25 protein-coding genes are annotated in these 25,290 nt (G+C 68.6%); 9 read left to right on the top strand and 16 right to left on the bottom strand.

Features of this window, described 5'->3' with window-relative positions:
- Nucleotides 1-183: 183 nt before the first annotated feature.
- Nucleotides 184-894: an NUDIX domain-containing protein gene (locus tag ACE3T2_RS05400; protein ID WP_374655488.1), complete on the bottom strand. Its 711-nt coding sequence runs from the start codon at nt 892-894 to the stop codon at nt 184-186.
- 48 nt (nt 895-942) lie between these two features.
- Nucleotides 943-1,380, bottom strand: coding sequence for an EamA family transporter (locus ACE3T2_RS05395; protein WP_374655486.1), 438 nt, complete (start codon nt 1,378-1,380; stop codon nt 943-945).
- 24 nt (nt 1,381-1,404) lie between these two features.
- Between ACE3T2_RS05395 and ACE3T2_RS05390 the strand changes: the two genes are divergently transcribed.
- Nucleotides 1,405-2,103, top strand: a complete 699-nt coding sequence (locus ACE3T2_RS05390) for a phosphatase PAP2 family protein (RefSeq protein ID WP_374655484.1) — start codon at nt 1,405-1,407, stop codon at nt 2,101-2,103.
- A 99-nt stretch (nt 2,104-2,202) separates the two neighbouring features.
- A complete protein-coding gene (gene ybaL / locus ACE3T2_RS05385; RefSeq protein WP_374655483.1) occupies nt 2,203-4,188 on the top strand; it encodes a YbaL family putative K(+) efflux transporter in 1,986 nt (661 codons plus the stop codon).
- A 55-nt stretch (nt 4,189-4,243) separates the two neighbouring features.
- Here ybaL and ACE3T2_RS05380 read toward each other — a convergent pair whose 3' ends face one another.
- Complete coding sequence (locus ACE3T2_RS05380) at nt 4,244-5,932, bottom strand: acyl-CoA dehydrogenase family protein (RefSeq protein ID WP_374655481.1); 1,689 nt, start codon at nt 5,930-5,932, stop codon at nt 4,244-4,246.
- 65 nt (nt 5,933-5,997) lie between these two features.
- Between ACE3T2_RS05380 and ACE3T2_RS05375 the strand changes: the two genes are divergently transcribed.
- The gene (locus ACE3T2_RS05375) at nt 5,998-6,324 is read left to right on the top strand and encodes a hypothetical protein (protein WP_374655479.1); all 327 of its coding nucleotides are present in this window, start codon (nt 5,998-6,000) and stop codon (nt 6,322-6,324) included.
- Nucleotides 6,325-6,332: 8 nt separating this feature from the next.
- Here the strand turns inward: ACE3T2_RS05375 and ACE3T2_RS05370 are convergent, their stop codons facing one another.
- From ACE3T2_RS05370 to ACE3T2_RS05330, 9 genes are all read right to left on the bottom strand, one after another.
- Nucleotides 6,333-6,707: a type II toxin-antitoxin system VapC family toxin gene (locus ACE3T2_RS05370; protein ID WP_374655477.1), complete on the bottom strand. Its 375-nt coding sequence runs from the start codon at nt 6,705-6,707 to the stop codon at nt 6,333-6,335.
- The gene (locus tag ACE3T2_RS05365; RefSeq protein ID WP_374655475.1) at nt 6,704-6,898 is read right to left on the bottom strand and encodes a type II toxin-antitoxin system VapB family antitoxin; all 195 of its coding nucleotides are present in this window, start codon (nt 6,896-6,898) and stop codon (nt 6,704-6,706) included. The genes ACE3T2_RS05370 and ACE3T2_RS05365 overlap by 4 nt, the downstream gene beginning before the upstream one ends.
- 68 nt (nt 6,899-6,966) lie before the next feature.
- A complete protein-coding gene (rnr, locus tag ACE3T2_RS05360) occupies nt 6,967-9,270 on the bottom strand; it encodes a ribonuclease R (protein ID WP_374655473.1) in 2,304 nt (767 codons plus the stop codon).
- A 34-nt stretch (nt 9,271-9,304) separates the two neighbouring features.
- Nucleotides 9,305-11,956: a type I DNA topoisomerase gene (gene topA / locus ACE3T2_RS05355; protein WP_374655471.1), complete on the bottom strand. Its 2,652-nt coding sequence runs from the start codon at nt 11,954-11,956 to the stop codon at nt 9,305-9,307.
- 91 nt (nt 11,957-12,047) lie between these two features.
- Nucleotides 12,048-13,142 carry a DNA-processing protein DprA gene (gene dprA / locus ACE3T2_RS05350; protein ID WP_374655468.1) on the bottom strand — a complete coding sequence of 365 codons (1,095 nt, stop codon included), beginning with the start codon at nt 13,140-13,142 and terminating at the stop codon, nt 12,048-12,050.
- A complete protein-coding gene (gene plsY, locus ACE3T2_RS05345) occupies nt 13,139-13,780 on the bottom strand; it encodes a glycerol-3-phosphate 1-O-acyltransferase PlsY (protein WP_374655466.1) in 642 nt (213 codons plus the stop codon). Before plsY ends, dprA begins: the two co-directional genes overlap by 4 nt.
- A gap of 276 nt (nt 13,781-14,056) precedes the next feature.
- Entirely contained in the window at nt 14,057-15,343 is a 1,287-nt protein-coding gene (gene pyrC / locus ACE3T2_RS05340) for a dihydroorotase (protein ID WP_374655464.1), read from the bottom strand.
- Nucleotides 15,340-15,930, bottom strand: a complete 591-nt coding sequence (locus ACE3T2_RS05335) for a TIGR00730 family Rossman fold protein (RefSeq protein ID WP_374655462.1) — start codon at nt 15,928-15,930, stop codon at nt 15,340-15,342. Before ACE3T2_RS05335 ends, pyrC begins: the two co-directional genes overlap by 4 nt.
- A complete protein-coding gene (locus ACE3T2_RS05330; RefSeq protein ID WP_374655460.1) occupies nt 15,930-16,907 on the bottom strand; it encodes an aspartate carbamoyltransferase catalytic subunit in 978 nt (325 codons plus the stop codon). The genes ACE3T2_RS05335 and ACE3T2_RS05330 overlap by 1 nt, the downstream gene beginning before the upstream one ends.
- 124 nt (nt 16,908-17,031) lie before the next feature.
- On the opposite strand from ACE3T2_RS05330, the gene ACE3T2_RS05325 reads away from it, so the two are divergent.
- Nucleotides 17,032-17,403 carry a PilZ domain-containing protein gene (locus ACE3T2_RS05325; RefSeq protein ID WP_374655458.1) on the top strand — a complete coding sequence of 124 codons (372 nt, stop codon included), beginning with the start codon at nt 17,032-17,034 and terminating at the stop codon, nt 17,401-17,403.
- On the opposite strand, the gene ruvX is transcribed toward ACE3T2_RS05325, so the two are convergent.
- Nucleotides 17,400-17,876, bottom strand: coding sequence for a Holliday junction resolvase RuvX (ruvX, locus tag ACE3T2_RS05320; RefSeq protein ID WP_374655456.1), 477 nt, complete (start codon nt 17,874-17,876; stop codon nt 17,400-17,402). The genes ACE3T2_RS05325 and ruvX overlap by 4 nt on opposite strands.
- A gap of 78 nt (nt 17,877-17,954) precedes the next feature.
- Between ruvX and gatC the strand changes: the two genes are divergently transcribed.
- Nucleotides 17,955-18,242, top strand: coding sequence for an Asp-tRNA(Asn)/Glu-tRNA(Gln) amidotransferase subunit GatC (gene gatC, locus ACE3T2_RS05315; RefSeq protein ID WP_374655454.1), 288 nt, complete (start codon nt 17,955-17,957; stop codon nt 18,240-18,242).
- Between the two features lie 2 nt (nt 18,243-18,244).
- On the top strand, nt 18,245-19,717 hold the full coding sequence (gene gatA, locus ACE3T2_RS05310) for an Asp-tRNA(Asn)/Glu-tRNA(Gln) amidotransferase subunit GatA (RefSeq protein ID WP_374655452.1): 1,473 nt from the start codon (nt 18,245-18,247) through the stop codon (nt 19,715-19,717).
- Between the two features lie 61 nt (nt 19,718-19,778).
- Here the strand turns inward: gatA and ACE3T2_RS05305 are convergent, their stop codons facing one another.
- Nucleotides 19,779-20,099: a hypothetical protein gene (locus ACE3T2_RS05305; RefSeq protein WP_374655450.1), complete on the bottom strand. Its 321-nt coding sequence runs from the start codon at nt 20,097-20,099 to the stop codon at nt 19,779-19,781.
- 121 nt (nt 20,100-20,220) lie between these two features.
- On the opposite strand from ACE3T2_RS05305, the gene gatB reads away from it, so the two are divergent.
- A complete protein-coding gene (gene gatB, locus ACE3T2_RS05300; protein ID WP_374655448.1) occupies nt 20,221-21,717 on the top strand; it encodes an Asp-tRNA(Asn)/Glu-tRNA(Gln) amidotransferase subunit GatB in 1,497 nt (498 codons plus the stop codon).
- A 45-nt stretch (nt 21,718-21,762) separates the two neighbouring features.
- On the opposite strand, the gene ACE3T2_RS05295 is transcribed toward gatB, so the two are convergent.
- Entirely contained in the window at nt 21,763-22,317 is a 555-nt protein-coding gene (locus ACE3T2_RS05295; RefSeq protein WP_374655446.1) for an RcnB family protein, read from the bottom strand.
- 320 nt (nt 22,318-22,637) lie between these two features.
- Between ACE3T2_RS05295 and ACE3T2_RS05290 the strand changes: the two genes are divergently transcribed.
- Nucleotides 22,638-22,904, top strand: coding sequence for a sel1 repeat family protein (locus ACE3T2_RS05290; protein ID WP_374655444.1), 267 nt, complete (start codon nt 22,638-22,640; stop codon nt 22,902-22,904).
- 16 nt (nt 22,905-22,920) lie between these two features.
- Here the strand turns inward: ACE3T2_RS05290 and ACE3T2_RS05285 are convergent, their stop codons facing one another.
- Complete coding sequence (locus ACE3T2_RS05285) at nt 22,921-23,583, bottom strand: polysaccharide biosynthesis/export family protein (protein ID WP_374655658.1); 663 nt, start codon at nt 23,581-23,583, stop codon at nt 22,921-22,923.
- 184 nt (nt 23,584-23,767) lie between these two features.
- Here ACE3T2_RS05285 and ACE3T2_RS05280 point away from each other — a divergent pair, with 184 nt between their 5' ends.
- Nucleotides 23,768-25,258 (top strand): GumC family protein, encoded by a 1,491-nt coding sequence (locus ACE3T2_RS05280; RefSeq protein WP_374655442.1) that lies wholly within the window; start codon nt 23,768-23,770, stop codon nt 25,256-25,258.
- The last annotated feature ends 32 nt before the right edge of the window (nt 25,259-25,290 follow it).

The raw sequence follows: 25,290 nt of genomic DNA, 5'->3' as shown, positions 1-25,290 counted from the left end.
CGCCGCTGGGCCTTGCGCTTGGCCCGCGCCTTTTCCTCGTCGATGGCCGGCTTGGCGCCGACGAGTTCCGATACCGACAAGGCGACTGGATCCCTGCTGAGATTGATAGCGTCTCGCACTAGCAAGGGGTGCGCCGGGGCGCAAGTTCAGTTGAGAATAATTCTCATCTGAAATCTTGAAGGCTTACAGGTGACTCAGCCGCACGTTGCCGGCTCCGAAGCGCATGAAGGGCCGCGGCCGCGAGGGATCTTCCAGCCTTTGGATCGCTTCGCCGATCACCGTGCGGGTGACCGAGGGCAGGGGCAGGGCGATCGCCTCGTCGAAGTCGACCCAGGCGATCTCCTCCAGTTCGCCGCAGTCCGGCTTGCGCTCCAGGCTGACCAGCCGCTCGGCGTCGGCCATCAGGAACCAAGTGTCGAACCGCTTGGCCAGCATCGGCGGCGTCACCGCCCGCGCAACGATCTCCAGCCCTTCCAGATCGGGGGCCACGCCCTGGGCGACGAAATCGCGCCACGGGCCGAGCGTCGGCCGCGCCGGCGCGGCCTTGGCCAGCAGCAGGCCCGCTTCCTCCCAGGTCTCGCGCACCGCGGTCAGGGCCAGGGCGCGGCCGCGGGCGGCCGGGATATGAGCCTCGAACTTCGCGGCGATCTCAGGCCGCAAGTCGGTGGCGAACGGGGCGCGGAAGTCGCTACGGTCGATCCGCCCGCCCGGAAACACCCAGAGATTCGGCATGAAGTCGTGGCCGCTGTGGCGCTTGCCCATCAGCACCTGGGGCGTCTTGCGGTCTCGGCGCACGATGATCAGGGTCGCGGCGTTGCGCGGCCGCACCGCGCGGGTTCCCGCGGCTCGCATGCGCCCGCCCTCGGGCGCGCGGTTGGTCTCGATCTTGGTCATGAAACAACTGTATGACCCGCCGTGAGTCCTGGAAATGGCGACGTAGCGTCACCCGCGCCAGGCGACCAGCACGGCTCCCGCCGCGATCAGCGCCACGCCCGCCCAGTTCGGGCCGGACAGCCGTTCCCCCAGGAACAGCACGCCGAACACCGCCACCAGCACCACGCTCAGCTTGTCCAGCGGCGCCACCCGCGCGGCGTCGCCCAGCTTCAGGGCGCGGAAGTAGCAGAGCCACGAGGCCCCGGTCGCCAGGCCCGAGAGCGCCAGGAACAGGTAGGTGCGCCCGCCGACCGCCCCCGGCGCCTGCCATTGGCCGGTCGCAGTGACGATCAGCGCCGCCACCCCCAGGATCACCACGGTGCGGATCAAGGTGGCGTAATCGGAGTTGATATTGTCCACTCCGACCTTGGCGAACACGGCCGTCAGGGCCGCAAACCCCGCCGACAGCAGCGCCCAGATCTGCCAGGACGACAGCATGGCCTTCATATCGACCCCCGTTTTCCGTTGCCGATGATCGAACGCCTGAAAGCGCTGCTCGGCAAGATCGAGACACGGACCCTCGTCCTGCTGCTGGCCCTGGTCGGCTCGCCCTGGCTGTTCCTGTCGGTCGCGGGCGAGGTGTCTGAGGGCGAAACCGCGCAGCTCGACCGGGCGCTGCTGCTGGCCCTGCGCACGCCGGGCCAGCCTTCCGACCCGCTGGGGCCGCGCTGGGTGGAGGAGGCGATGCGCGACATCACCGCCCTCGGCGGCTTCACGGTCCTCACCCTGATCACGGTCGTCGCGACCCTGCTGCTGGTCTTCCACCGGCGCCGGCGCGAGGCGGCGATCTTCGCGGCGACCATCGTCCTGGCCCAGCTCTCGGCGAACTGGCTCAAGACGTTCTACGAGCGCGAGCGGCCCGATCTCGTGGCCCACGGCAGCTACGTTTACTCGCACAGCTTCCCGTCCGGCCATTCGGCCCTCGCCGCGGCCGTGTTCCTGACCCTGGCCACCGTCGTCGCCAGCGTCGAGCCGCGGCGGCGGACCAAGGCGCTGATCTACGGCCTGGCCGCGGCCGTCGTCGTCGCGGTCGGCGTCAGCCGCGTCTATCTGGGCGTCCACTGGCCGACCGACGTGCTGGGCGGCTGGGCGTTGGGGACCGGCTGGGCCCTGGTGGGGTGGCTGGCCCTTTCCGTGACCGCTCCGCCGCGCCCGTTCGACGGGCGATGACGTTGATGTGTCCGGTCCCGTCGATCATTTCCGGTTGAACTGACGCCTCGCGGCCGCAATTTCGGAGGCGGGAACCCCGACAACTGCGCACGGAGGCACATGCCGCACCATACCCCGCTGATCGCCACCATCGTCGCCGGCCTCGTGGCCGCGTTCGCCTTCGGCGCCGTCGCCCAGCGTCTCCGGCTGTCTCCATTGGTGGGCTACCTGCTCGCGGGGGTGCTCGTCGGGCCGTTCACGCCCGGCTATGTGGCCGACCAGAAGATCGCCAACGAACTGGCCGAGATCGGCGTCATCCTGCTGATGTTCGGGGTTGGCCTGCATTTCTCGGTCAAGGATCTGCTGGCGGTGCGCAAGATCGCCGTCCCCGGCGCGCTCGCCCAGATGGCCGTGGCCACGGTGCTGGGCATCGGCCTCTCGGCCCTGCTGGGATGGCCGCTGATCTCGGGGCTGGTCTTTGGCCTGGCGCTTTCTGTGGCCTCGACGGTGGTTCTGCTGCGGGCGCTGCAGGAGCGGCGGCTGGTCCAGACCGAGCGGGGCAAGATCGCGGTCGGCTGGCTGATCGTCGAAGACCTGGCCATGGTCCTGGCTCTGGTCCTGCTGCCGGCGCTGGCCGGCGCGATGAAGGCCGGGCAGGGCGCGTCCGACCCGCTGACCGCCTGGGGCCTGCCGCTGGGGCTGACCCTGCTCAAGGTCGGCGGCTTCGTCGCCTTCATGATGATCGTGGCCCGCCGCGCGGTGCCGTGGCTGCTGCACTACGTGGCGCACACCGGCTCGCGCGAGCTGTTCCGACTGGCGGTCTTCGCCATCGCGCTGGGCGTCGCCTTCGGGGCGGCGATGCTGTTCGGCGTCTCCTTCGCGCTCGGCGCATTCTTCGCGGGCATGATCCTGGCCGACTCCGAACTCAGCCATCGGGCGGCCGAGGAGACCCTGCCGCTTCGCGACGCCTTCGCGGTGCTGTTCTTCGTCTCGGTCGGGATGCTGTTCAATCCCTTCGTGGTCCTGGCGCACCCGCTGACCGTGCTGGCGGTGCTGGCCATCGTCATCGTCGGCAAGTCGCTGGCCGCCTATGCGATCCTGAAGCTGTTCAAGCGCTCGGACACCACGGCGATCACCGTCGCGGCCAGCCTGGCCCAGATCGGCGAATTCTCGTTCATTCTCGCGGGGCTGGGCGTCGATCTTCAGATCCTGCCGCGTGAAGGGCGCGACCTGATCCTGGCTGGGGCGATCATCTCGATCATGCTGAACCCGCTGATCTTCGCCCTGGCGACGCGCCAGCCGAAAGCGGCGGCCGAACCAGGCCCGGCGCCAATCGGCGCGGCGCCCGAACCGGTTCCGGAGCCGGCCAACGATCTCCTGCCGACCAGCCTTGAGGGCCATGCCGTCCTGGTCGGCTACGGTCAGGTGGGCCAGGCCCTGGCCGCGGGCCTTCGCGAACGCGGCGACCCCTTCGTTCTGATCGAGGCCGAGCCCGAGTTCGCCGCCAAGGCCGCCGAGCAGGGCTACGAAGTGATCGTCGGCTCGGCGGTCGAGCCCCGGGTGCTGGAGGCGGCGGGCGTCGCGCGTGCGGCGCGGATGTACGTGGCCGTGGCCGACGGCTTCGAATGCGGCGGGGTGGTCGACCACGCCCGCAAGGCGGCGCCCGACCTGATCATCATCGCCCGCGCCCATTCCGAGGAGGAGGCCGCGCACCTGATCGCCCACGGCGCCGACCGGATCGTTATGGGCGAGGCGGAGATCGCCCGCGGCATGCTGGACTCCGAACCCGCACCGCCGCCGCCGTCGGGCCTGGTCGTGCCGACCGCTGCGCCGGTGGCGATCGTCCCGGCGACGGACGCGGGCGACCCCATCCTCGACGACGCCGAGAAGGCCGTCCTGGCGGCCCTGCGCGCCTTCGACATCTGGCCGGGCGAGGCGATGTCTTGGGCATCGGTCCGCGACGCGGCGCTTCAGCGCGGTTTCGAGGGCGAGCGCCTCGACGCCGCCGGCGAGAGCCTGAGGCGCAAGGACCTGATCCGCGACCTCGATTCAGAGCGCATCACCCTGACCCGCCCCGGCTTCCTCGCCGCCCCGCAGGCGGCGTAGTCCCTTCGTGTCATCCCGGTTTCGCTTCGCGCGCTCCGGGATGACGTTTGGTTGCTCAAACCGCCCCCGGATCGGCCAGCACGGCTGCGAGGTCCGGGTCCTCACCGGGCTCCGCCGCCAGCGGATCGCGGGGCAGGACGCGGTGTTTCAGTACGGCGCGCGCGAGCGCCAGGCGGTGCGGGGCGCCCGCCTGCGCCGCCTCCCAGGCCAGGGCAGCGGCCGAGGTCAGGTGATAGAGCGCCGAGGCCGCCTGGCGCGTCTGCGCCGCGTCCTCGCAGGCGGTTTCGGCGAGGGCGATAGCGCGGTCCAGGGCGGGCAGGAGCTCGGGCGGCGCCTCGCTCTGCGCGCACAGCCCCTCGACATGCGCCCGCAGCGCCGACAGCGAGCCTTCCCGCTGGGCGGCGCGAACAACGTCCAGGGCGACGATGTTGCTGGTGCCCTCCCAGATGCTGCCCAGGTGGGCGTCGCGCAGCAGCCGCGCGTCGGACCATTCCTCGATGTAACCGCAGCCGCCGCGGACCTCCATGGCGTCGCCCGCCACCTTGCGCGCATCGCGGCAGGCGCGGAACTTGATCAGCGGCGTCAGGATCCGCAGCGGTGGATAGGCGCTCGCCTCGCCGCCGTCGGAACGGCGCAGCGCCTCGGCGGTCTGGAACATCATGCTGCGCGCCTGCTCCGCCGGCAGAATCATCTTCAGCAGTTGCCGGCGCATCAGCGGCATCTCGATCAACCGCTTGCCGAACGCCTCGCGCCGGTGGGCGATGTAGAGCGCCTCGGTGCTGGCCCGTCGCATCAGTCCCGCGGCCCGCACCCCGTTCGACAGGCGCGAGTTGTTGACCATGTCGGCCATCTGCTTGAACCCGGCGCCGGGGTCCCCGACCAGCCAAGCGGTGGCCCCCTCCAACGAGATCTCGCCGCTGGCCATCGACTTGGTGCCCAGCTTGTCCTTCAGTCGCACGATCCGGTACCGGTTGGGCGAGCCGTCCGGCAGCGTCCGCGGCAGCAGGAACAGCGAGACGCCCTTCAGACCCGGCTCGCCGTCCGTCCGCCGCGCCAGCACCATGGCCAGCTCCGCGTCGGCGTTGGAGCAGAACCACTTCTCGCCCGACAGCGACCACGTCCCGTCGGCCTGCGGCGCGGCCGAAACCACCGTCGCTCCCACGTCCGAACCGGCGCCCTGTTCGGTCATGAACATCGCCCCCTGAAACAGCACGTCCAGGTCCTGGCTGGTCAGGGCCGGCAGATAGCGCGAGACCAGCTCCTCCGAGCCGAACTTCCGCAAGGTGCGCGTCAGGCTGTCGGTCATGCTGACCGGGCAGCACAGGCCGAATTCGGCCTGAACGAAGAGATAGGTGATCACGTACTTGGCCGCCGCCGGCATGGGCGCGTTCCAGCCCAGCACTCCGGCCCGATGCGACAGCGCCGCCAGGCCGTAGTCGCCGAACGCCACCTGCTCGAGCTGGCGATAGGCCGGGTGGTAGTCGATGCTCTGGGCGTCCTCGCCCCGCCGGGTCCGCGCCCGCAGCACTGGCGGATTGTGGTCGGCGGTGCTGGCCAGCTCGTCCAGCGTCCCGCCCGCCAGCCCGCCCAGTCGCTCCAGATGCGGCTCCAGGTGCGCCGCCAGCCCGTGCTCCAGATAGAGCCGCGCCAGCCGCTTCAGGTCTGGATCGGCGCGCCAGAGATTGATCCCGCGGCTGTCGGGCACCGCCTGCGCGCCGGTCGGCGGGGAAGGGGCGTCGTACATGGGCGCTTCCTGTGGTTTCCTCGGCGCGACGATATAGGTTCGCTGCGTCTTGTGCAGGAGTTGTGATGAGCGACGAGGATAGGCCCACGTGGGACGAGGCGTTCGCCGACAGGCTGGTTGGCGCTACCGTGCTTGTCGGTCTGACCTTCGTTGAGGCCGCAGGTGAGCGGCACGAGCAATTCTTCGGCGACGTGGAGAGCGCGCGGTCGGACGCCGGGATCGTCATTCGGCTTCGTGGAACGCGCAGCGGCGAGTTCTACACGCTCCCGCCTGACCTGGGAGCCTTCGACGAAGCGGCGCGTGGCGTCTACACCTTGCGCTCCACGGGTGAGGCCGTGTCGGACCCTGATTACCTCGTCACTTACCGGATCGCGCCTCGAGCGGACGGGTGAAGGAGCCGCTAGCGGTCTTGGCCGAAGGCCAAACCCATGAGTTCGGCCGATGATCGGAGGCGCTTGTCACGCGTCCAGATGGCCGCGCCGGGCATGAGGCGCGCCGAAGCCAGCAGATGTGCATCGACATAGCCGACGCCTTGGCCGTACAGCCGGGCGTTCTCGATGAAGAGCATCACCTCCGCATCGCTCGCGACCGTGGCCTGGGGCAGGGCGGCGAGTGAGCTGAGGATCAGGTGGCGCTGCGTCAGATTCCCCAGCGCCACCTCGCCGAGGACGAATGGATGGATCGCCACGTCGCCATGGTCGAGCAGCGTCGCGAGCGCTGGAACGCCGGCGCGGAGATGATCAACCCATACCGACGTATCGACGAGGATCGTCAACGATCCGCTTGGCGTCGGGGCGGCTGATGCAGTTGGGGTTCCGAGCCCCCAAGTCGAGCCAGGCGGCGCGCGCTCTCGCGCTCAATGAGCGCCCTCAGCGCCTCGCGCACGAGAGCGGATTTTTCCTTCAGGCCCGTGAACTCCTGAGCCTTCGCAACCAGGTCGTCGTCGAGCGCGAGGGTTGTGCGCATCGCGGTTCTCCAAAGGGACCGGCACGAAATCTAGCATCAGACGATGCGAATGTCGTGCCCTGATCGCCCTACCGCCGCTTACCCTTCTTCGGCGCCTTGCCTGCTCCGCCGCCGCGCTTCGGGCCCCGGAACTCAGCTCGCGCCCGCATCCCCAGTCGCGGCCGCGGCGCGGTCGGGTCGGCGGGCAGGGGCTCGCTCAGCATGTCGAACAGCAGGCCGCCGGTGATCGGCGTCGCCTCCTTCAACTCCACCTGCACCCGCATGCCCAGCGGCCAGCGCCGTCCGGTCCGCTCGCCGACCAGGGCGTGGGCCTTGTCGTCGTGAATGAAGTATTCGCCGCCCAGGCTGGAGACCGGAACCAGGCCGTCGGCGCCGGTCTCGTCCAGCCGGATGAACAGGCCAAAGCGCGTCACCCCGGTGATCCGGCCGGCGAACTCAGCGCCCACGCGGTCGGCCAGGAAGGCGGCGACATAGCGGTCGGTGGCGTCGCGCTCGGCGGCCATGGAGCGGCGCTCGGCGCCGGTGATCCGCTCGGCGGTGTCCTTCATGGTGGCGATGTCGCGGTCGGTCAGGCCGTCGTCGCCGAGGCCCAGCGCGCGGATCAGCGCCCGATGGACGATCAGGTCCGCATATCGGCGGATCGGCGAAGTGAAGTGGGCGTAGCGGTCGAGGTTCAGGCCGAAGTGGCCGATGTTCTCCGTGGAATAGACGGCCTGCATCTGGGTGCGCAGCACCACCTCGTTGACGATCTCGGCGTGCGGCCCCTCGCGCGTCTGCTCCAGCAGCCGGTTGAAGCGGTCGGTGCGCGGCGCCTCGCCCTTGTTCCAGGCGACCCCGACGGTCTGCAGGAATTCGGCCAGCGACTGGACCTTCTCCTGGCTCGGCGCGTCGTGGATCCGGTAGATCAGCGGGCTCTTCTTCTGTTCCAGGGTCTCGGCGGCGCTGACATTGGCCTGGATCATCATCTCTTCGATCAGCTTGTGCGCCTCCAGCGATGCGCGGGGTGTGATCGAGACGACCTCGCCCTCGGGATTGAGGACGATCTTGCGCTCCTGGCTTTCGATGGCCAGCGGCGAGCGGGCGTTGCGGCCCTTCAGCATGGTCTCGTAGGCCGCCCACAGCGGCTTGAGGATCGGTTCCAGCAGCGGGTTGGTCTGGTCGTCGGGAAAACCGTCGATGGCGCGTTGCGCCTGTTCGTAGGAAAGCTTGGCGGCCGAGCGCATCAGACCGCGGACGAACCTGTGCGAGCGCTTGCGCCCGTCCTTGCCGAACACCATGCGCACCGCCAGGCAGGCGCGGTTGTCGCCCTGGCGCAGCGAGCACAGGCCCGCCGACAGCCGCTCGGGCAGCATCGGCTCGACCCGGTCAGGGAAGTAGGTCGAGTTGCCCTTGTCGCGGGCCTCGCGGTCCAGCGCCGAGTTCGGGCGCACATAGGCCGCGACGTCGGCGATGGCGACCCAGACGATCCAGCCGCCCTCGTTCTTGGGGTCCGGATCGGGCTGGGCGTAGACCGCGTCGTCGTGGTCGCGTGCGTCGGGCGGGTCGATGGTGACCAGCGGCACGTCTCGCAGGTCCTCGCGGCCCTTCAGGGTCGGCTCCTGCGCCGCTTCCGCCTCGGCTTCGGCCTCCTGGGAGAAGCCGGTCGGGATGCCGTGGCTGTAGATGGCGATCAGCGAGGCGGCCCGCGGCTGGTCCTCGCGGCCGACGACCTCAAGGACCTTGCCGCGCTTGGGACCGTACCGCGCCTCGGCCGTCACTTGCGCCAGCACCAGATCGCCGTCGTGCAGGTTGGCCGCTTCGGCCGGAACCAGGGTCAGGCTCTCCTTCGAGCGTCTATCGACAGGTTCGACGCGAACCTGCCGATCGGCCTTCCGGATCACGCCTAGAATGCGGTGCGCGCTCTGGCCCAGGCGCTTGATGAGCCGGGCCTCCGTCTCGCCGTTCTCCAGGGTCTCGAAGCGGACCAGCAGGCGATCGCCCAGGCCCGGCGCGGTTCCGGCCGCTGCCGCGCGGTCGGGCGCAAGGCGCACCAACGGGGCGTCCTCGCCCTTGGTCAGCTTGACCAGCATGTCGCCATCCGGGTCACGCTCGACCACGTCGACGACGCCGACCGGCGGCAGGGCGCCGGCCTCTGAGAAGCCCTTGCGGCCGCGCCGGCCCAGCGCGCCCTCGGCCTCCAGCGACTTGATCATGTCACGCAGGGCGCGGCGATCGTTCCCTTTCAGGCCAAAGGCTTTCGCCATGTCGGCCTTGTCGGTTTCGCCCGCCTCGCGAATGAATTTGAGCAGGGTCTCGCGGTCCGGCAACCCCTGGGGCGGCCGGAAGGACTTGGCGTTGAAACGGGCGGATTTCGGGATGCGGGCTTTAGCCATTCGCCCCTTTTAGCCCAGGAATCGCGACCCCGCCCTATTCCTCGTCCCAGGGCGGGGCGCCGTCGGCCGTGACCGGCTCCGCGGTCTTCTTGGCGGCCGGCTTTTTGGCCGCGGTCTTCTTGGCGGCGGCCTTCTTGGCGGGCGCCTTCTCGGCCTTCGGCTTGGCCGCCGCCTTGGCCGGCTTCTTCTTGCCGCCGCCCTTGGCTTCGCGTTCGGCCAGCAGCGCGACCGCCTCTTCCAGGGTGATTTCCTGCGGATCCTTGCCCTTGGGAATATTGGCGTTGGTGGAGCCGTGCTTGATGTAGGGGCCGTAGCGGCCCGCCAGCACCTTCACCGGCGCGCCGTCGCCCGGGTGCGCGCCGAGATCCTTGAGCGCAGCGGCTTCGCCGCGTCCCGGACGCCCGCCTCCGGCGCGCTTCTCGGCCAGCAGGGCGACCGCGCGATTGAGCCCGACCTCGAACACCTCGTCCACGTTCGGCAGGTTGGCATATGTACCATTATGGAGGACGAAGGGCCCAAACCTGCCGATACCGGCGCTGATGGGTTGATTATCTTCCGGATGCAGGCCCACCTCGCGGGGCAGCCGCAGCAGCCGCAGGCCCTTCTCCAGGTCCATGGCCGCCGCCGACCAGCCCTTTGGCAGGCTGGAGCGTTTGGGCTTGTCGCCTTCCCCGAGTTGGACGTAGGGGCCGAAGCGGCCGGCCTTGAGGAACACCGTCTCGCCGGTGACCGGGTCGGTTCCGAGCTCGCGGTCGCCGCTCTCCTGGGCCGTATCGTCCTCGGATTGGGCGAGCTGGCGGGTGAAGCGGCACTCCGGATAGTTCGAGCAGCCGATAAAAGCCCCGAATTTTCCGGTCTTTAGCGACAGTCGGCCGGTGCCGCAGGTCGGGCAGGAGCGCGGGTCCGACCCGTCCGCCCGCTGCGGGAAGATGTGCGGGCCCAGCGCCTCGTTCAGGGCGTCGAGCACGTTCGTCACGCGCAGTTCGGCGATCTGGCCGACCGCGGCATGGAAGTCCTGCCAGAACTCGCGCAGCAGGGCCTTCCAGTCCATGTCGCCCGACGACACCAGGTCGAGCTTCTCCTCCAGCGCCGCGGTGAAGTCGTACTCCACATACCGCGAGAAGAATTGTTCAAGGAAAGCAGTGACTAAGCGGCCCTTGTCCTCCGGCACGAAGCGGTTCTTGTCCATGCGGACATACTCACGGTCGCGCAGCACGGTCAGCACCGAGGCGTAGGTCGACGGCCGCCCGATGCCGAGCTCTTCCATCTTCTTGACCAGACTGGCTTCGGAGTAGCGCGGCGGCGGCTCGGTGAAGTGCTGGTCGGCCCGCGCCTCGATCACCCGGGCCGAGGCGCCCTCGTTGACCTGCGGCAGGCGGCCGCCTTCCTCGTCGTCGGCGTCGTCGCGGCCTTCCTCGTAGACGGCGAGATAGCCGTCGAACAGCACCACCTGGCCGGTGGCGCGCAGGCCCGTCTTGCCGTCCTCGCTCTCAAGCTCGATGGTCGTGCGCTCGATCCGCGCGGCTTCCATCTGCGAGGCGATCATGCGCTTCCAGATCAGCTCGTAGAGCCGGCCGAGATCGGGGTCCAGCCGCAGCGAGCCCGGGTTGCGGGTAAGGCTGGTCGGGCGGATAGCCTCGTGAGCCTCCTGGGCGTTCTTGGCCTTGGTCTTGTAGATGCGGGCGCTTTCGGGGACGTAGTCCTTGCCGTAGACGTTGCCGATGACGCTGCGCGCCTCATCCAGCGCCTCGGGCGCGGCCTGCACGCCGTCGGTCCGCATATAGGTGATCAGGCCGACCGTCTCGCCGCCGATGTCGATGCCCTCGTACAGCTTTTGGGCCGCCTGCATGGTGCGCTGGGCCGAGAAGCCGAGCTTGCGGGCGGCTTCCTGCTGCAGCGTCGAAGTCGTGAAGGGCGGCGGCGGAGAGCGGCGGCCCGGCTTCTTCTCGACGGCGGCGACCTTGAATGTCGCGCCCTGGACGGCGACCTTGGCGGCGTTGGCGCTGGCCTCGTTGGCCAGGTCGAACTTGGAAAGCCGCTTGCCGTCGTGCTTGACCAGCCGCGCCAGGAACGGCTCCGCGCCGGCCGAGACGTCGGCCTCGACGGTCCAGTATTCCTGGGTCTCGAAGCGCTCGATCTCCAGCTCGCGGTCGACGACCAGTCGCAGGGCGACCGACTGCACGCGTCCGGCCGAGCGCGAGCCCGGCAGCTTGCGCCACAGCACCGGCGAGAGGGTGAAGCCGACCAGGTAATCCAGGGCGCGTCGGGCGAGGTAGGCCTCGACCAACTCCATGTCGATGGCCCGCGGCGACTTCATCGCCTCGGTCACCGCGCTCTTGGTGATGGCGTTGAACACCACCCGCTCGACCTTCTTGTCCTTGAGGACCTTCTTCTTCTGGAGGACCTCCAGCACGTGCCAGGAGATCGCCTCTCCTTCGCGGTCGGGGTCGGTGGCCAGAATGATGCGGTCGGACTTCTTGGCCGCTTCGGCGATATCGCTGAGGCGTTTGGCCGCCTTGGCGTCGACGTCCCAGGACATGGCGAAGTCCTCTTCGGGCCTCACCGAGCCGTCCTTGGCCGGCAGATCGCGGACGTGGCCGTACGAGGCCAGGACGGTGAAGTCCGAGCCGAGGTACTTGTTGATGGTCTTGGCCTTGGCCGGGCTCTCGACAACGAGAAGATTCATGGTGGCTCTATATAGGGCGTCTGGGCGGATCGCCCGGAAATCAAGGGCGCGAAAGGTGGGGGCGGCGCCTAGGCGCTGTCAACTGGGGGCTTCAGAGACCGGCGACAAGACCGCCGGGCAGGAGTTCAGCGCGGCCCGCGACGGCCAGTTCGGTCAGCGCCGCCATCACGACCTGGACCGGTGCGCCGGTGGCGCGCACCAGTTCGTCGCGTGAGACGGCGGTCGGCGAGAGCAGGGCGGCGACCTGGTCGCGCACGGCGTCGACGTCCGAATCCGCGGCCGGGGGCGGGGCGAAGGGCCGCTCCCGCTCGTGGAGACCGCCGCCCCCCTCCAGCGCCCGCAGCACGTCATCGACGCCTTCGCACAAGGCCGCGCCCTGGCGGATCAGGTCGTTGGTTCCGCGGGCGCGCGGATCGAGCGGTGATCCCGGCACGGCCAGAACTTCGCGCCCCTGTTCGGCCGCCAACCGTGCTGTGATGAGCGAGCCCGAGCGCAATTCGGCCTCGACCACCACAACGGCGCGGGAGAGGCCGGAGATGATGCGGTTGCGGCGGGGGAAGTCCCGGGCCGTGGCCGTGCGGCCAGGCGCGTTCTCCGAGACGACACAGCCTTCGGCGACGATGCGTTCGTAGAGGTCGCGATGCTCGTGCGGATAGATGTCGTCGATCCCGCCGCCCAGTACGGCGATGGTTCCGGTCGGCAACGAACCCTCGTGTGCTGCGCCGTCGACCCCGCGCGCCATGCCCGAGGCCACGACGTAACCGGCCGCACCCAGATCCGCGGCAAGGCCCCGGGCGAATCTCTGACCGCCGGCCGAGGCGACCCGGGCGCCGACCACAGCGACGACGGGGCGGTTCAGCAGCGCGATGTCGCCGCGGGCCCAGATGACTGGCGGCGGCGGATCTGCTGCGGCCAGGGCCGCAGGATAGTCGGCCTCGCCCGCGCAGAGCAGCCTCGCTCCCAGCGTCTCTCCGGCCTGCATCTCGCGTCGGATATCCTCCTGCGAGGGCGCGCCGAGCGGCGAGATGCGCCCGCCGCGCCGGGCCAGGTCGGGCAAGGCGGCCAGGGCCAGCGAGGCCTCGCCATAGCGGGTGATCAGTTGAGCGAAGGCGACCGGGCCGACGTTCTCGGTGCGCGCCAGGCGCAGCCAGTCGCGGCGGGCGGCCTCCGTAAGCGTTCGGATCACGCCGCCTCTTTCTTCTTGGCCCCGATCTTCGGCTCCTCGCCCTTCAGCAGGCGGGAGATGTTGTCCTTGTGGCGGATGTAGATCAGCACCGCCATGAACAGCGCCATGGCCGCGATCGGGTAGGGCCGGTCGAGCAGGAAGACGTAGACCGGCGCCAGGGCGACGGCGGTCAGCGCCGCCAGAGACGAGATGCGGAACAGGAACGCCATGGCGATCCAGGTCGCCCCGGCGGCGATTCCGACCGGCCAGGCCGCGGCCAACAGGGTGCCGAAGAAGGTCGCCACGCCCTTGCCGCCCTTGAACTTCAGCCAGACCGGAAACAGGTGGCCGAGGAACGAGGCGCCGCCCGCCAGGGCGGTCAGTTGCGCCTGGGCCGCGGCGCCGGCCTGGCGCGTCAGCAGCCAGGCGATGAACACCGCCACCGCCCCCTTGCCGCCGTCGCCGAGCAGGGTGATCAGGGCCAGGTCCTTGCGCCCCGTGCGCAGCACGTTGGTCGCCCCGATATTGCCCGAGCCGATGTTGCGCACGTCGCCCGCGCCGCCCAGCCGCGTGGCGATCACCCCGAACGGGATGGAGCCGAGCAGATAGCCGCCCACGACCGCGAGCGCGATCAGCGTCGGGCTGAGAGTGTCAAACATCGGCGTTCCCCCTTGTTCGCCCTGTGGTAGCCGTGGGCGCGGCGATCTCCAAGCCGTGGTTAGCCGCGCCTTCGGGCGGTAGACAACGCTTCCGCCCCCCGACTGCTCGGACCAGGCCGCCGGCGCCGTTGCAGGCGGGGCCGCCGGCATCGGCCGCGCAGAAGGGCTTCTCGTCCATTCGATACTCGCGTCGGGAAGGTCGATAGGGCGAAGATCGCCCGTCTACAGTCTCTCACGCGATCCGAAATTACCAGAACAAAAATGGAACTCTTCGATCTAGGCCCGATGCACGACGCGTCCGTCCACCAGGGTCATGCGCACCTCGCCGAACAGGCGGCGGCCATCGAAGGGGGAGTTGCGGGACTTCGACTTCAGCGTGTCGAGGTCAACCACGATCGGGGCGTTGAGATCGCAGAGCACGAGGTCGGCGGGGGCGCCCTTGGCCAAACGGCCGGCGGGCAAGCCAAGCAGATCGGCCGGGCGGCTGGTGACCGTGCGCATCAGATCGATCAGCGGAATGCGGTCCTGAAGGGCGAGCAGAGCCGGCAACAAGGTCTGCAGGCCGACGGCGCCGGGCGCGGCTTCATCGAACGGCAGGCGCTTGTCCTCTGCCGGGGCGGGGGCGTGGGCCGAGACGACGATGTCGATCAGACCGCTGGCCAGGGCTTCGATGGTCGCCTGGCGGTCGTCCTCGCTGCGCACCGGCGGGTCGAACTTTAGGAAGGTGCGATAGTCGCCGATGTCCACCTCGTTGAACGACAGGTGGTTGATCGAAGTGGTGGCCGTCACGGGCAGGCCTTTGGCCTTGCCGCGCGCCAGGCTCTCCAGCGCCGCGGCGGTGGTGACCTGGTCGACCAGGAACGGCGCCCCGGTCAGCTCGACCAGGGCGAGGTCGCGCTCGAGCATGATCTTCTCGGCGATGGCCGGGACACTGGGCAGGCCCATGCGACCGGCGAACTCGCCCGCCGTCGCCGCCGCGCCGGCCGACAGCCACGGATCGGCCGGACGGTGGGCGACCAGGGTGTTGAAGCTCTTGGCGTAGGCGAGGACCCGCTGGAGCACCTTGGAATTGACGATCGGGCGGTCGGCGTCGGTGACATAGACGCAGCCGGCTTCGCGCATCAGGCCGATCTCGGCCATCCGCTCGCCTTTGCCGCCCTTGGTGGCCGCGCCGGCCGGATAGACGTGGACCAGTTCGATGTCGCGCGTGCGGCGCAGCAGGAAGTCGACCACCGCCGGCTCGTCCACCACTGGGTTGGTGTCCGGCTGCAGCACGATCGACGTGACGCCGCCGGCCGCCGCGGCCAGGGCGGCGGACTTCAACGTCTCCTTGGGTTCGGAGCCGGGCTCGCCGGTCTTGACCCGCAGGTCGACCAGGCCGGGGGCCAGCATGGCGCCGGCCGCGTCGATCACATCGATGTCGCCGCCCAGCGCGCCCAGGTCGCCGCCTTGCGCGATGTCAGCGATCACGCCGCCTTTAACCAGCAGGGCCCCGGGGCCGTCCCAGCCGCTGGCGGGGTCGACGAGGCGGGCGTTCACGAAGGCGGTCGGGCGTTGGGTCATAGTTCGGGGCGTCCGATCCATTTTTCGACGGGCGGGGGGGCATAGGCGGCCAGCGCGTCCAGCACCTGGGCGGCGTCCTCGCGGAAGATCAGCATGTCGCGGTGCGGAGCCTTCAGAAACGCCTCGCCGACCGCGTGGTCGACGAAGGCGCGAAGGCCGTCATAGTAGCCACGGACGTTCAGGAAGGCGGCGGGCTTGGCGTGGAAGCCGAGCTGACCCCAGGTCCAGATCTCGAAGATCTCCTCCAAGGTGCCAGCGCCGCCAGGCAGTGCGACGAAGGCGTCCGACAGCTCGGCCATGCGCGCCTTGCGCTCGTGCATTGAGGCGACGATCTCCAGGCGGGAGAGGCCGGTGTGCGCGATCTCCTTGTCGGTCAGCGCCTGGGGCAGCACGCCGATCACCTCGCCGCCCGCGGCCAGGGCGCCGTCGGCGGCCGCGCCCATCAGCCCGACCTTGGCGCCGCCATAGACCAGCCGCAGGCCGCGCGCGGCGATGAGGCCGCCCATCGCGCGCGCCGCAGCCATGTAGGCGGGATCTCCTCCGGGGCTCGACCCGCAGAAGACGCAGACGGAGGCGATAGCGCTCATCAGTCGTTGTCCAGTCGGGCGGCCAGCGAAGCCAGCACCGCCATGCGAGCGGCCACGCCCATCTCCACCTGGTCCTGGATGAGCGAAACGGCGATGTCGTCGGCGACCTCGGAGTCGATCTCGACGCCGCGGTTCATGGGGCCCGGGTGCATGACCCGCACATGGGGGGCGGCATGGCCCAGCTTCTCGCGGTCGAGACCGTAGAAGCGGAAGTACTCGCGCTGAGAGGGAGCCATCACCCCGTCCATCCGCTCGAGCTGCAAGCGCAGCATCATTACGACATCGCAGCCTTCTATGCCCTTGCGCATGTCATGGTGGACGGCCGCGCCCCAGCGGTCGGCGGCGGTGGGCATCAGGGTCGGCGGCCCGACGAGCCGGACCTCAGCTCCCATCATCTGCAGCAGGCCCACATTCGAACGGGCGACGCGGCTGTGCAGGATGTCGCCGCAGATCGCCACCTTCAGGCCCGCGATGCGGCCGAAGGCGCGACGCATGGACAGCATGTCCAGCAGCGCCTGGGTCGGGTGCTCGTGCTGGCCGTCGCCGGCGTTGATCACCGAGCAGCTCACCTTCTGCGCAAGCAGCGAGGCCGCGCCGGAGGAGGCGTGGCGCACCACCAGCAGGTCAGGCTGCATGGCGTTCAGAGTGACGGCCGTGTCGATCAGGGTCTCGCCCTTGGAGATCGAGGACGAGCGAGGGCTCATGTTGACCACGTCAGCGCCCAGCCGCTTGCCGGCCAGTTCGAAGGAACTCTGCGTCCGGGTCGAGTTCTCGAAGAAGAGGTTCATCAGCGTTCGACCCTTGAGCAGGTCGAGCTTCTTCGAGGTCTGGCGGTTCAGGGCCACGAAGCTGTCGGCAAGGTCCAGCAAGCCGGCCACCTCGACCGGGTTGAGGTCCAGCACGGACAGGAAGTGGCGCTTCGGAAAAGGGAAGGTCCTGCCGAGGACGTCGTTCAGGCCGGTCGGGAGCGTATTCATTAAAGCGCCCTCTTAGGCGAGGCCGGTACGGGCGCCAAGGGCGGCGGCGCACGGACCGGTGGATTGTCGCGCCGCCGCTGACTCAGGATAACGTGTTACACTGGCCGCGCGGGAGTCCACCACTATGACCGTACCGAGTGTCACCACGATCACGGAGCGCTGGTCCCGGGCCAACGGCGGCGTCGAGCGGCGGGCGACCCCGCGCGAGCAGGTGCTGCTGCCGGCTCTGATCGTCGAGGCGGACGGACGTCGGCGGCCCTGCGTGATCCTTGACCGATCCGAGGGTGGGCTGCGCATCAGCCTGCCGACCGAGGAGGCGACGCCGCCTGTCTTCTGCATCCTGGACCTGGTGACCGGCATGGGGCGCGAGGTCGAGGTCGCCTGGCGCGCCGGCCCGCAGATGGGCCTGCGGATCGTGCGGGCCTACGACCTGGACCAGCCGCAGGAAGGCGTCGGCGAAGCCCTGCGCCAGATCCGGATCGCCGTCCTCGGTTAGTCGCTTTCGAGGCTGCGCAGACGGTCCAGCGCGCCCTGGAGGATCCAGCCCGCCGCCATCTGGTCGACCAGACCGGCGCGCTTGGCGCGGCTGGCGTCGAGCTCCTCGATCAGGAAGCGGTTGACCGCCATGGTCGACATCCGCTCGTCCCAGAAGGCGATCGGGATGTCGCGCAATCGCAGCAGGTTGCGGGCGAAGGCGCGGTTGGACTGGCAGCGCGTTCCCTCGGTTCCGTCCATGTTGATCGGCAGGCCGATGACGATCGCCCCGATCTGCCGTTCGTCGATCAGGGCGAACAGCCGGTTCGCCTCGACCGTGAACTTGGTCTTGCGGATCAGCTCCAGCGGAGTAGCGACCATTCGGGTGACGTCGGACACCGCGACGCCGACGGTCTTTTCGCCGAGGTCGAGCCCCATGAGGGCCGAATAACGGCGCAGAAGGGCGGGAAGTTCAGTCAGATCGACGACAGCCATGCCGCTTCTTAGCGGTCATTGCTTGTCAAAGGGAGGTCCGCGCGGCTAACCCCTGGCTCGAACCATTAGGAGGGCCCCATGGCCATCGACGCCGCGACCGTTCGTAAGGTCGCGAGGCTCGCGCGGATCGCCGAGCCCGAGGAGAAGCTGGAGACGCTCGCCAAGGAGCTGACCGGGATCATGACCTGGATCGAGCAGCTCAACGAGGTGGACACCAACGGCGTGGAGCCGATGACCTCCGCCGTGGCCGTCGCCCTGCCGATGCGCGAGGACGTGGTCACCGATGGCGGCGATCCCGCCCGCGTGCTGTCCAACGCGCCCAAGACCGTCGATGGGTTCTACGTCGTGCCGAAGGTGGTGGAATAGTCATGACCTCGCTCACCTCGTTGACCCTGAAGGCCGCCCTCGACGGTCTCGCCGACAAGTCGTTCTCGTCCGAAGAACTGACCCGCGCCCACGTAGAGGCGGTCGCCGCGGCCAAGCCGCTGAACGCCTACATTCTCGAAACCCCGGACAAGGCCTTCGAGATGGCCAAGGCCTCGGACGCCCGCCGCGCGAAGGGTGAGGCCGGCGCGCTGGACGGCGCGCCGCTGGGGATCAAGGACCTGTTCTGCACCGAGGGCGTTCGCTCGACGGCCTGTTCGAACATCCTGGGCAATTTTGTCCCGGCCTACGAATCGACCGTCACCGCCAACCTCTGGCGCGACGGGGCGGTGATGCTGGGCAAGCTGAACCTCGACGAGTTCGCGATGGGCTCGTCGAACGAGACCTCGGCCTTCGGCCCGGTGGTGAACCCCTGGCGCGCCGAGGGCTCCAACGCCAAGCTGACGCCGGGCGGCTCGTCCGGCGGCTCGGCCTCGGCGGTGGCGGCCGACATCTGCCTGGGCGCGACCGCGACCGATACCGGCGGCTCGATCCGCCAGCCGGCCGCCTTCACCGGTACGGTCGGGATCAAGCCGACCTACGGCCGATGCTCGCGCTGGGGCGTCGTCGCCTTCGCCTCGTCCCTGGACCAGGCCGGCCCGATCGCCAAGACGGTCGAGGACGCTGCGATCCTGCTGAAGTCCATGTCCGGCCACGACCCCAAGGACTCGACCAGCCTCGACGTCGAGACCCCCGACTTCCCGAGCTTCGTCGGCAAGTCGGTGAAGGGCCTGCGAGTCGGCATTCCGAAGGAATATCGTGTCGACGGCATGCCGCCCGAAATCGAGAAGCTGTGGGAGCAGGGCATCGCCTGGCTGAAGGAAGCCGGATGCGAGATCGTCGAGGTCTCGCTGCCGCACACCAAGTACGCCTTGCCGGCCTACTACATCGTGGCGCCCGCGGAAGCCTCGTCGAACCTCGCCCGCTATGACGGCATGCGGTACGGCCTGCGCAAGGACGGCGCGAACCTGACCGAGACCTACGAGAACACCCGCGCCGCTGGCTTCGGGGCGGAGGTGAAGCGCCGCATCCTGATCGGGACCTACGTGCTCTCGGCGGGTTACTACGACGCCTATTACGTCAAGGCGCTGAAGGTCCGCCGGCGCATCGCAGACGATTTCGACCAGGCCTTCCAGAAGGTGGACGCCTTGCTGACGCCGACTGCGCCCTCTGCCGCGTTCGGCCTGGGCGAGAACGCCGACGACCCGGTGGCGATGTACCTGAACGACATCTTCACGGTGACGGTGAACCTCGCCGGCCTCCCGGGCATGAGCATCCCGGCCGGAGTCGACGCCAAGGGCCTGCCGCTGGGTCTGCAACTCATTGGCAAGGCGCTGGACGAGGGCACGCTGTTCTCGCTGGGCGGCGCCCTCGAGAAGGCCGCCGACTTCAAGGCCAAGCCAGCCAGGTGGTGGTAGGCTGAAAAGCAAAACCCCCGCCTGGAAAGGCGGGGGTTTTTCGTTCGGCTTGAGCCGGATCTTACTTCTTGATCTTGTCCAGGTCGGCCTGCAGCGCCTTGATCGCGTCGTCGCTGATCGCGCCCTGGCTCATCGGCTGGACCTGCTTCAGGCTCATGCCCTTGAACTGGTCGTAGGCTTCGTGCGTGGTCAGGCCCGGCAGGTTCTTGTCCAGGGCGGCCTTGCCTTCCGGTGAGGCGGCGATATCGGCGATCGGCGTGTTTTCCGCCGACAGCGCAGCGGCCGCGTGGCCCGCGTGCGCGTCCTGGGCCAGGGCCGGAGCGGCGAGGCCGGCGAGCGAGAGCGAAAGGCCGGCCAGGCCGGCGGTAAGCATCGTCTTCATGTGGGTGTTTCCTGCATCCCCGAGTTGAGGCGGCGGATTTGAGGTCCGTTGCGCCGTTCGTGCAAGCGATTTCACGGGGTCGCCGCTTCCGCTTCGCCGCGAGGGAGGTTAGGAACGCGCCATGACCGATACGTCGAAGCTGATCACCGGCCGCACCGGCCAATGGGAAGTTGTTCTGGGCCTGGAGGTTCACGCCCAGGTCGCCTCGAACGCCAAGCTGTTTTCGGGCGCCGCCGTGGGCTTCGGCGCGGGCCCGAACCAGCAGGTCTCGCTCGTGGACGCGGCCATGCCCGGCATGCTGCCGGTCATCAACAAGCACTGTGTCGAACAGGCGGTCCGCACGGGTCTGGGCCTGAAGGCGCAGATCAATCTGAAGAGCCATTTCGACCGCAAGAACTACTTCTATCCGGACCTGCCGCAGGGCTACCAGATCAGCCAGTTCAAGGACCCGATCGTCGGCGAGGGCGAGGTCATCGTCGAGATGGACGACGGCGCGACCGTCACGGTCGGGATCGAGCGCCTGCACCTGGAGCAGGACGCGGGCAAGAGCCTGCACGACCAGGATCCGAACGCCACCTATGTCGATCTGAACCGGGCCGGCACCGCGTTGATGGAGATCGTCTCGCGCCCGCACATGCGCTCGTCCGCCGAGGCCGCCGCCTATGTGAAGAAGCTGCGCACGATCCTCGTCTATCTAGGCACCTGTGACGGCGACATGGAAAAGGGCAACCTGCGGGCCGACGTGAACGTCTCGGTCTGCCGCGCCGGCGGTTACGAGAAGTTCCGCGAGACCGGCGACTTCAGCCATCTGGGGACGCGCTGCGAGATCAAGAACGTCAACTCGTATCGCTTCATCCAGCAGGCCATCGAGTACGAGGCGCGCCGCCAGATCGAGATCCTGGAGGACGGCGGCAAGATCGACCAGGAGACCCGCCTGTTCGACCCGAACAAGGGCGAAACCCGATCGATGCGGTCCAAGGAAGAGGCGCACGACTACCGCTACTTCCCTGACCCCGACCTACTGCCGTTGGAACTGGACCCTGCCTGGGTGAAGGCGATCGAAGCCTCGCTGCCGGAGCTGCCGGACGCCAAGAAAGCCCGCCTGCAATCGCAGTACGGCCTATCGGCCTATGACGCCGGCGTCTTGATCACCGAACAGGCCCGCGCCGACTATTTCGAGGAGGCCGCCAAGGGGCGCGACGCCAAGCTCGTCGCCAACTGGGTGACAAACGAACTGGCGGCCAAGCTGACGGCCAGCGGCCTGGACATCGAGAACAGCCCGCTGAAACCGGTCGCCATCTCCGAACTGGTGGCGCTGATCGAGGAGGGCGTCATCTCCTCCAAGATCGCCAAGGATGTCTTCGAACGCATGTGGGCCGGCGAGGGCGCGCCGCGGGAGATCGTCGAGAAGCAGGGCCTTCAGCAGGTGTCCGACACCGGCGCGCTGGAGAAGATCATCGAGGATCTGATCGCGGCCAACCCGGGTCAGGCGGCCTCGGTGAAGGAAAAGCCCCAAGCCATCGGCTGGTTCGTCGGCCAGGTGATGAAGGCCACCGGCGGCAAGGCCAATCCTGGCGCCGTCAACCAGCTTCTCAAGGCCAAGCTAGGTATCGAATAGCAAAACGCCCCGGAGCGATCCGGGGCGTTTCTCGTTTCAGACCGCCTAGTTGTTGGCGATGATGTCGAAGATGATGCCGCTGGCGATGGCGGCCAGCAGATAGTCGTCGCCGACCCGATACCAGGCATAGCCGCGCGGCGGCTGACGCAGGTGGTAGCGGTAGTAGTCGTTCACGACATAGCCGCGATAGTACGGCGGCAGGTGAGCCCCGCGCCGCCAAGCGGTGTAGCCGGGGCGATAGTACGGATTGCCGTAATAAGCTTGCGGCGGCGGGCCGTAGTACCAACGGTTGTTGTAGTAGTAGCCATTGTGGCGGCCACGGTCCCAGCCGGAGTGACGGCCGTTGTCGCGGCGATCCCAGTCACGGTCGCGGTCCCAGCGCCCGTCTCGGCGGTCCCACCGGTCATCCCGGCGGTCGTCCCGACGATCCCAGCGGTCGTCGCGTCGATCCCAGCGGCGATCCGCTCGGTCGTCGCGACGGTCCCAACGTTCCTCGTGGCGGCCGCGACGGTCGTCGTCCGCGAACGCAGTGGTTGCCGTCAACGCCATCGGAGCAGCGACCGCCGCCGCCGTGGCGAGGCTCAGGATAAGGCGTTTCATGGCAGGGCCTCCTGGCTCCAGATAATTCGTGTCCCTTGACCCGTAACCTGACGCCTGTCGCCTGAACTTGACCTGAACAAAACCTTCACGCTTGCAGCACCGGTCGCATCGACGGACGCCAGTCGATGCGACTTTTTAAGGTTCCGGATACGGAGGTTTATCGTCAGTAAAAGTGGCGAATAGTCACAGTGCGGGGGCTCTGCGCGAAGAAATTGAGCGATTAACCCTATCTTCAGTTGCGGTCGACTTACCTAGTTCCAGGATCGTCGTGAAAGGTCGTCCAGAACGGACGTGCGCGACGGGGGCTAGGGAACAAGATCATGCTTGCGAGCGTGGAAACTACTGAACTGCCGCTTCCGACCGTCGATGCGTCGGGGGACGAGTTGTTCAAGCTGGGGCTGCTGTATTCGACCGGCCAAGGCGGTGCGCCGCTGGATTACGTGTCGGCGCATATGCTGTTCAATCTTGCGGCCATGCGCGGCTCGACTGAAGCCAAGGTCTACCGCAAGGAACTGAGCCAGGAGATGGCGTCCGAGGACGTCGCCGAGGCCCAGCGTCAGGCCCGTGAATGGCTGGCCCACGGCTGAGGGCGGGCCGCGTGGACTACTGGAACGTCTGGTTGCCCAGCGCGTAGCTGAACTGGATCGGCAGCAGATCACGGAAATACTGCTGCATGAACAGGCCAGCCTCCGCCACGCCGCTGCGTGGCACATAGACGATGTCGAAGCGGCGCAGGGGGACGAGGTCGGCTCGTCCGTCGCGCATCCCCCGCAGCAGGTTCGCCTTGCGGATCATGCCGCGTCCGTCGGGGCCGCGGCGAATGATGTAGACTTCGCTGCGGTTGGCGCTGGTCTTGAAGTCGCCGGCCTGGATGACCGCGCGTAGAGCGTCGCCGTCGCCGGTCAGGTCGATGACCCCCGGATTGCCGACCTCGCCGCCGACGAACACCTTCAGGGGCGAGGCCTTGGCCGTGATGTCGACTTGCGGTCGCAGCAGTTGGCGCGAATAGGCCTGGGCGACGGCCTCTTCCAGTTGAGGGATAGTCCGATCGGCCGCCATGACTGGGCCGATGAGGGGCAGGGCGACTCGCCCGTCCGGCTGCACTGTGACCGTCTTGGTCAGCTCCGGCGCCGACGGCACCGCCACCTCCAGCTCGTCGCCCGGAAAGAACCGATAGTCCGGCTCGTCGTCCGTCCAGGTCGCGTACAGAATGTCGCTGAACGCCTGACCTCTAGGCTTTGGCGCTGGGCCGTCCCAGCGGCCCATGAGATCGCGCGGGGCGATAGCCGGCATGGCGCAGCCGCCAAGGGCCGCGGCCGTGCACGCGGCGAGAGCGTAGATCCGTGAGCGGCGTCCAAGCATGAGTGCAAAGGTTAAGGAGAATGGGTAACGGATCGTTAATTGCGCCCGCGCAGGTTCGGCTCGACGGGTACAGGCGTGGGATTCGCACGTGGCGCAGGGCGCTTGGGCTTTTGGACCGAATGACGCCGCGACCTGGGCGGCGCGGCCCCGCTATGCCCTGACTGACTTTCCGGTGCTGCTCTGGCGGGAGCGTTACCTGATGCTGGCGGTCTTCGGGGTGATCTTCGCGCTCGGCGTGATGGCCGCCCTCACCATGAAGACCAAGTACGAGGCTTATTCCAGCGTCCTCGTCCGGCTCGGCCAGGAATATGTCTACGAACCCCGCGCGGGCGACGCCGGGCGCGGCGCCGTGCTCGACTCCGACCAGGTCATCCAGTCCGAAACGGAAATCCTCGGCGCCGGCGCGCTGAAGCAGCGCGTGATCGAGCGGTTGGGCCTGTCGCGCACATATCCCGAACTGGCGGCCAAGTACGCCAAGGCCTCGCCGGCCGAGAAGAAGACGATCATGGCCCTGGCCGTGCGCGGCGTGGAGCAGGGGCTGAAGATCGAAACCACTCCTGACACGCCGGTGGTGCGCCTGAGCTTCGGGCACACCGACCCGCAGACCGCGGCCCTGATCCTCAACACGCTGCTGGAGGAATATCTGATCTATCGGCGCACCGTGCTGCTGGATCCCAGCTCGCCGGCGCTTGAGCAGCAGCGCCGGCTGTTCGAGGGGCGCCTGTCCCAGGCCGACGCCGCCTATGAGGACTTCCTGACCAGCAACCGGATCGGTGATTTCGTCGCCGAGAAGGCCTCGCTGACCCAGCTCCAGGCCCAGATCGAACAGCAGAAGTACCAGACCGACGCCCAGCTCCAGGACCGGCTGGGGCGGCTGGCCACGCTGAACAGCCAATTGACCCACGTCGCGCCCGAGGTCGGCCTCTATCGCGATGTCTCCAGCGCGCCCGGCGAGAAGCTGGTGACCCTGAAGCTGCAGCGCGAGGAACTGCTGTCCCGCTATCGCGCCGATGCGCGGCCGGTGCAGGAGGTCGACGCGCAGATCGCCCAGCTGGAAGCCGGCATCGCCGCCGGCCGCGCCCAGGGCGAGGGCGGCCGCCGGATCGGGGTCAATCCCGTCTACCAGACCCTCCAGACCGAGAAGATCCAGCTCACCTCCGAGGTCTCGGCCTTGCGCCAGTCCCAGGCCGAACTCGCCAGTCAGATCGACCGCCTGACCGCCCGGCGTCTGCGGCTGGCGGAACTCGAGCCGCGCTTCCAGGAGCTCTCGCTCGACCGCGACGTGCTGCAGGCCAGTGTCCGTGATTTCTCCGTCAAGGAGGAGCAGAGCCGTGCGGCCCAGGAGATCGCGGCCAAGTCGAACGACAACATCCGCATCGTCCAGCGCGCCATTCCGCCGACCAAGGGCAAGAGCCTGCGCAAGCCGGTGGTGATGCTGGCCTTCCTGTTCGCCGGCTTCTCGGCCCTCTGCGCGGGCCTGTTGCGGATGTTCCTGCGGCCGGGCCTGCCGACCCCCCAGGCCGCGGCGCGCACCCTCGACCTGCCCGTGCTCGGCGCAGCGGGGTTGAAGGCGCGGTAGACGCGAGTTTGCGCTAGCCTGCGTGAATTGCG

Source organism: Phenylobacterium sp. (assembly GCF_041919955.1).
Lineage (GTDB): Bacteria > Pseudomonadota > Alphaproteobacteria > Caulobacterales > Caulobacteraceae > Phenylobacterium.
The sequence above is the reverse complement of the archived record's forward strand: the minus strand, read 5'-3'. Positions and strand labels throughout refer to the sequence as shown.

What these genes read in the sequence shown, in the direction of transcription:
- ACE3T2_RS05325 (WP_374655458.1), top strand. Translation starts at nt 17,032, where the DNA reads ATGACCGTACCGAGTGTCACCACGATCACGGAGCGCTGGTCCCGGGCC.
- plsY (WP_374655466.1), bottom strand. Translation starts at nt 13,780, where the DNA reads ATGTTTGACACTCTCAGCCCGACGCTGATCGCGCTCGCGGTCGTGGGC.
- ACE3T2_RS05380 (WP_374655481.1), bottom strand. Translation starts at nt 5,932, where the DNA reads ATGTACGACGCCCCTTCCCCGCCGACCGGCGCGCAGGCGGTGCCCGAC.
- ACE3T2_RS05330 (WP_374655460.1), bottom strand. Translation starts at nt 16,907, where the DNA reads ATGAATACGCTCCCGACCGGCCTGAACGACGTCCTCGGCAGGACCTTC.
- ACE3T2_RS05395 (WP_374655486.1), bottom strand. Translation starts at nt 1,380, where the DNA reads ATGAAGGCCATGCTGTCGTCCTGGCAGATCTGGGCGCTGCTGTCGGCG.
- ACE3T2_RS05290 (WP_374655444.1), top strand. Translation starts at nt 22,638, where the DNA reads ATGCTTGCGAGCGTGGAAACTACTGAACTGCCGCTTCCGACCGTCGAT.
- ACE3T2_RS05285 (WP_374655658.1), bottom strand. Translation starts at nt 23,583, where the DNA reads ATGGGCCGCTGGGACGGCCCAGCGCCAAAGCCTAGAGGTCAGGCGTTC.
- ACE3T2_RS05335 (WP_374655462.1), bottom strand. Translation starts at nt 15,930, where the DNA reads ATGAGCGCTATCGCCTCCGTCTGCGTCTTCTGCGGGTCGAGCCCCGGA.
- ACE3T2_RS05295 (WP_374655446.1), bottom strand. Translation starts at nt 22,317, where the DNA reads ATGAAACGCCTTATCCTGAGCCTCGCCACGGCGGCGGCGGTCGCTGCT.
- gatC (WP_374655454.1), top strand. Translation starts at nt 17,955, where the DNA reads ATGGCCATCGACGCCGCGACCGTTCGTAAGGTCGCGAGGCTCGCGCGG.
- topA (WP_374655471.1), bottom strand. Translation starts at nt 11,956, where the DNA reads ATGAATCTTCTCGTTGTCGAGAGCCCGGCCAAGGCCAAGACCATCAAC.
- ACE3T2_RS05375 (WP_374655479.1), top strand. Translation starts at nt 5,998, where the DNA reads ATGAGCGACGAGGATAGGCCCACGTGGGACGAGGCGTTCGCCGACAGG.
- ACE3T2_RS05400 (WP_374655488.1), bottom strand. Translation starts at nt 894, where the DNA reads ATGACCAAGATCGAGACCAACCGCGCGCCCGAGGGCGGGCGCATGCGA.
- ybaL (WP_374655483.1), top strand. Translation starts at nt 2,203, where the DNA reads ATGCCGCACCATACCCCGCTGATCGCCACCATCGTCGCCGGCCTCGTG.
- gatA (WP_374655452.1), top strand. Translation starts at nt 18,245, where the DNA reads ATGACCTCGCTCACCTCGTTGACCCTGAAGGCCGCCCTCGACGGTCTC.
- ruvX (WP_374655456.1), bottom strand. Translation starts at nt 17,876, where the DNA reads ATGGCTGTCGTCGATCTGACTGAACTTCCCGCCCTTCTGCGCCGTTAT.
- gatB (WP_374655448.1), top strand. Translation starts at nt 20,221, where the DNA reads ATGACCGATACGTCGAAGCTGATCACCGGCCGCACCGGCCAATGGGAA.
- ACE3T2_RS05390 (WP_374655484.1), top strand. Translation starts at nt 1,405, where the DNA reads ATGATCGAACGCCTGAAAGCGCTGCTCGGCAAGATCGAGACACGGACC.
- pyrC (WP_374655464.1), bottom strand. Translation starts at nt 15,343, where the DNA reads ATGACCCAACGCCCGACCGCCTTCGTGAACGCCCGCCTCGTCGACCCC.
- ACE3T2_RS05365 (WP_374655475.1), bottom strand. Translation starts at nt 6,898, where the DNA reads ATGCGCACAACCCTCGCGCTCGACGACGACCTGGTTGCGAAGGCTCAG.
- ACE3T2_RS05305 (WP_374655450.1), bottom strand. Translation starts at nt 20,099, where the DNA reads ATGAAGACGATGCTTACCGCCGGCCTGGCCGGCCTTTCGCTCTCGCTC.
- rnr (WP_374655473.1), bottom strand. Translation starts at nt 9,270, where the DNA reads ATGGCTAAAGCCCGCATCCCGAAATCCGCCCGTTTCAACGCCAAGTCC.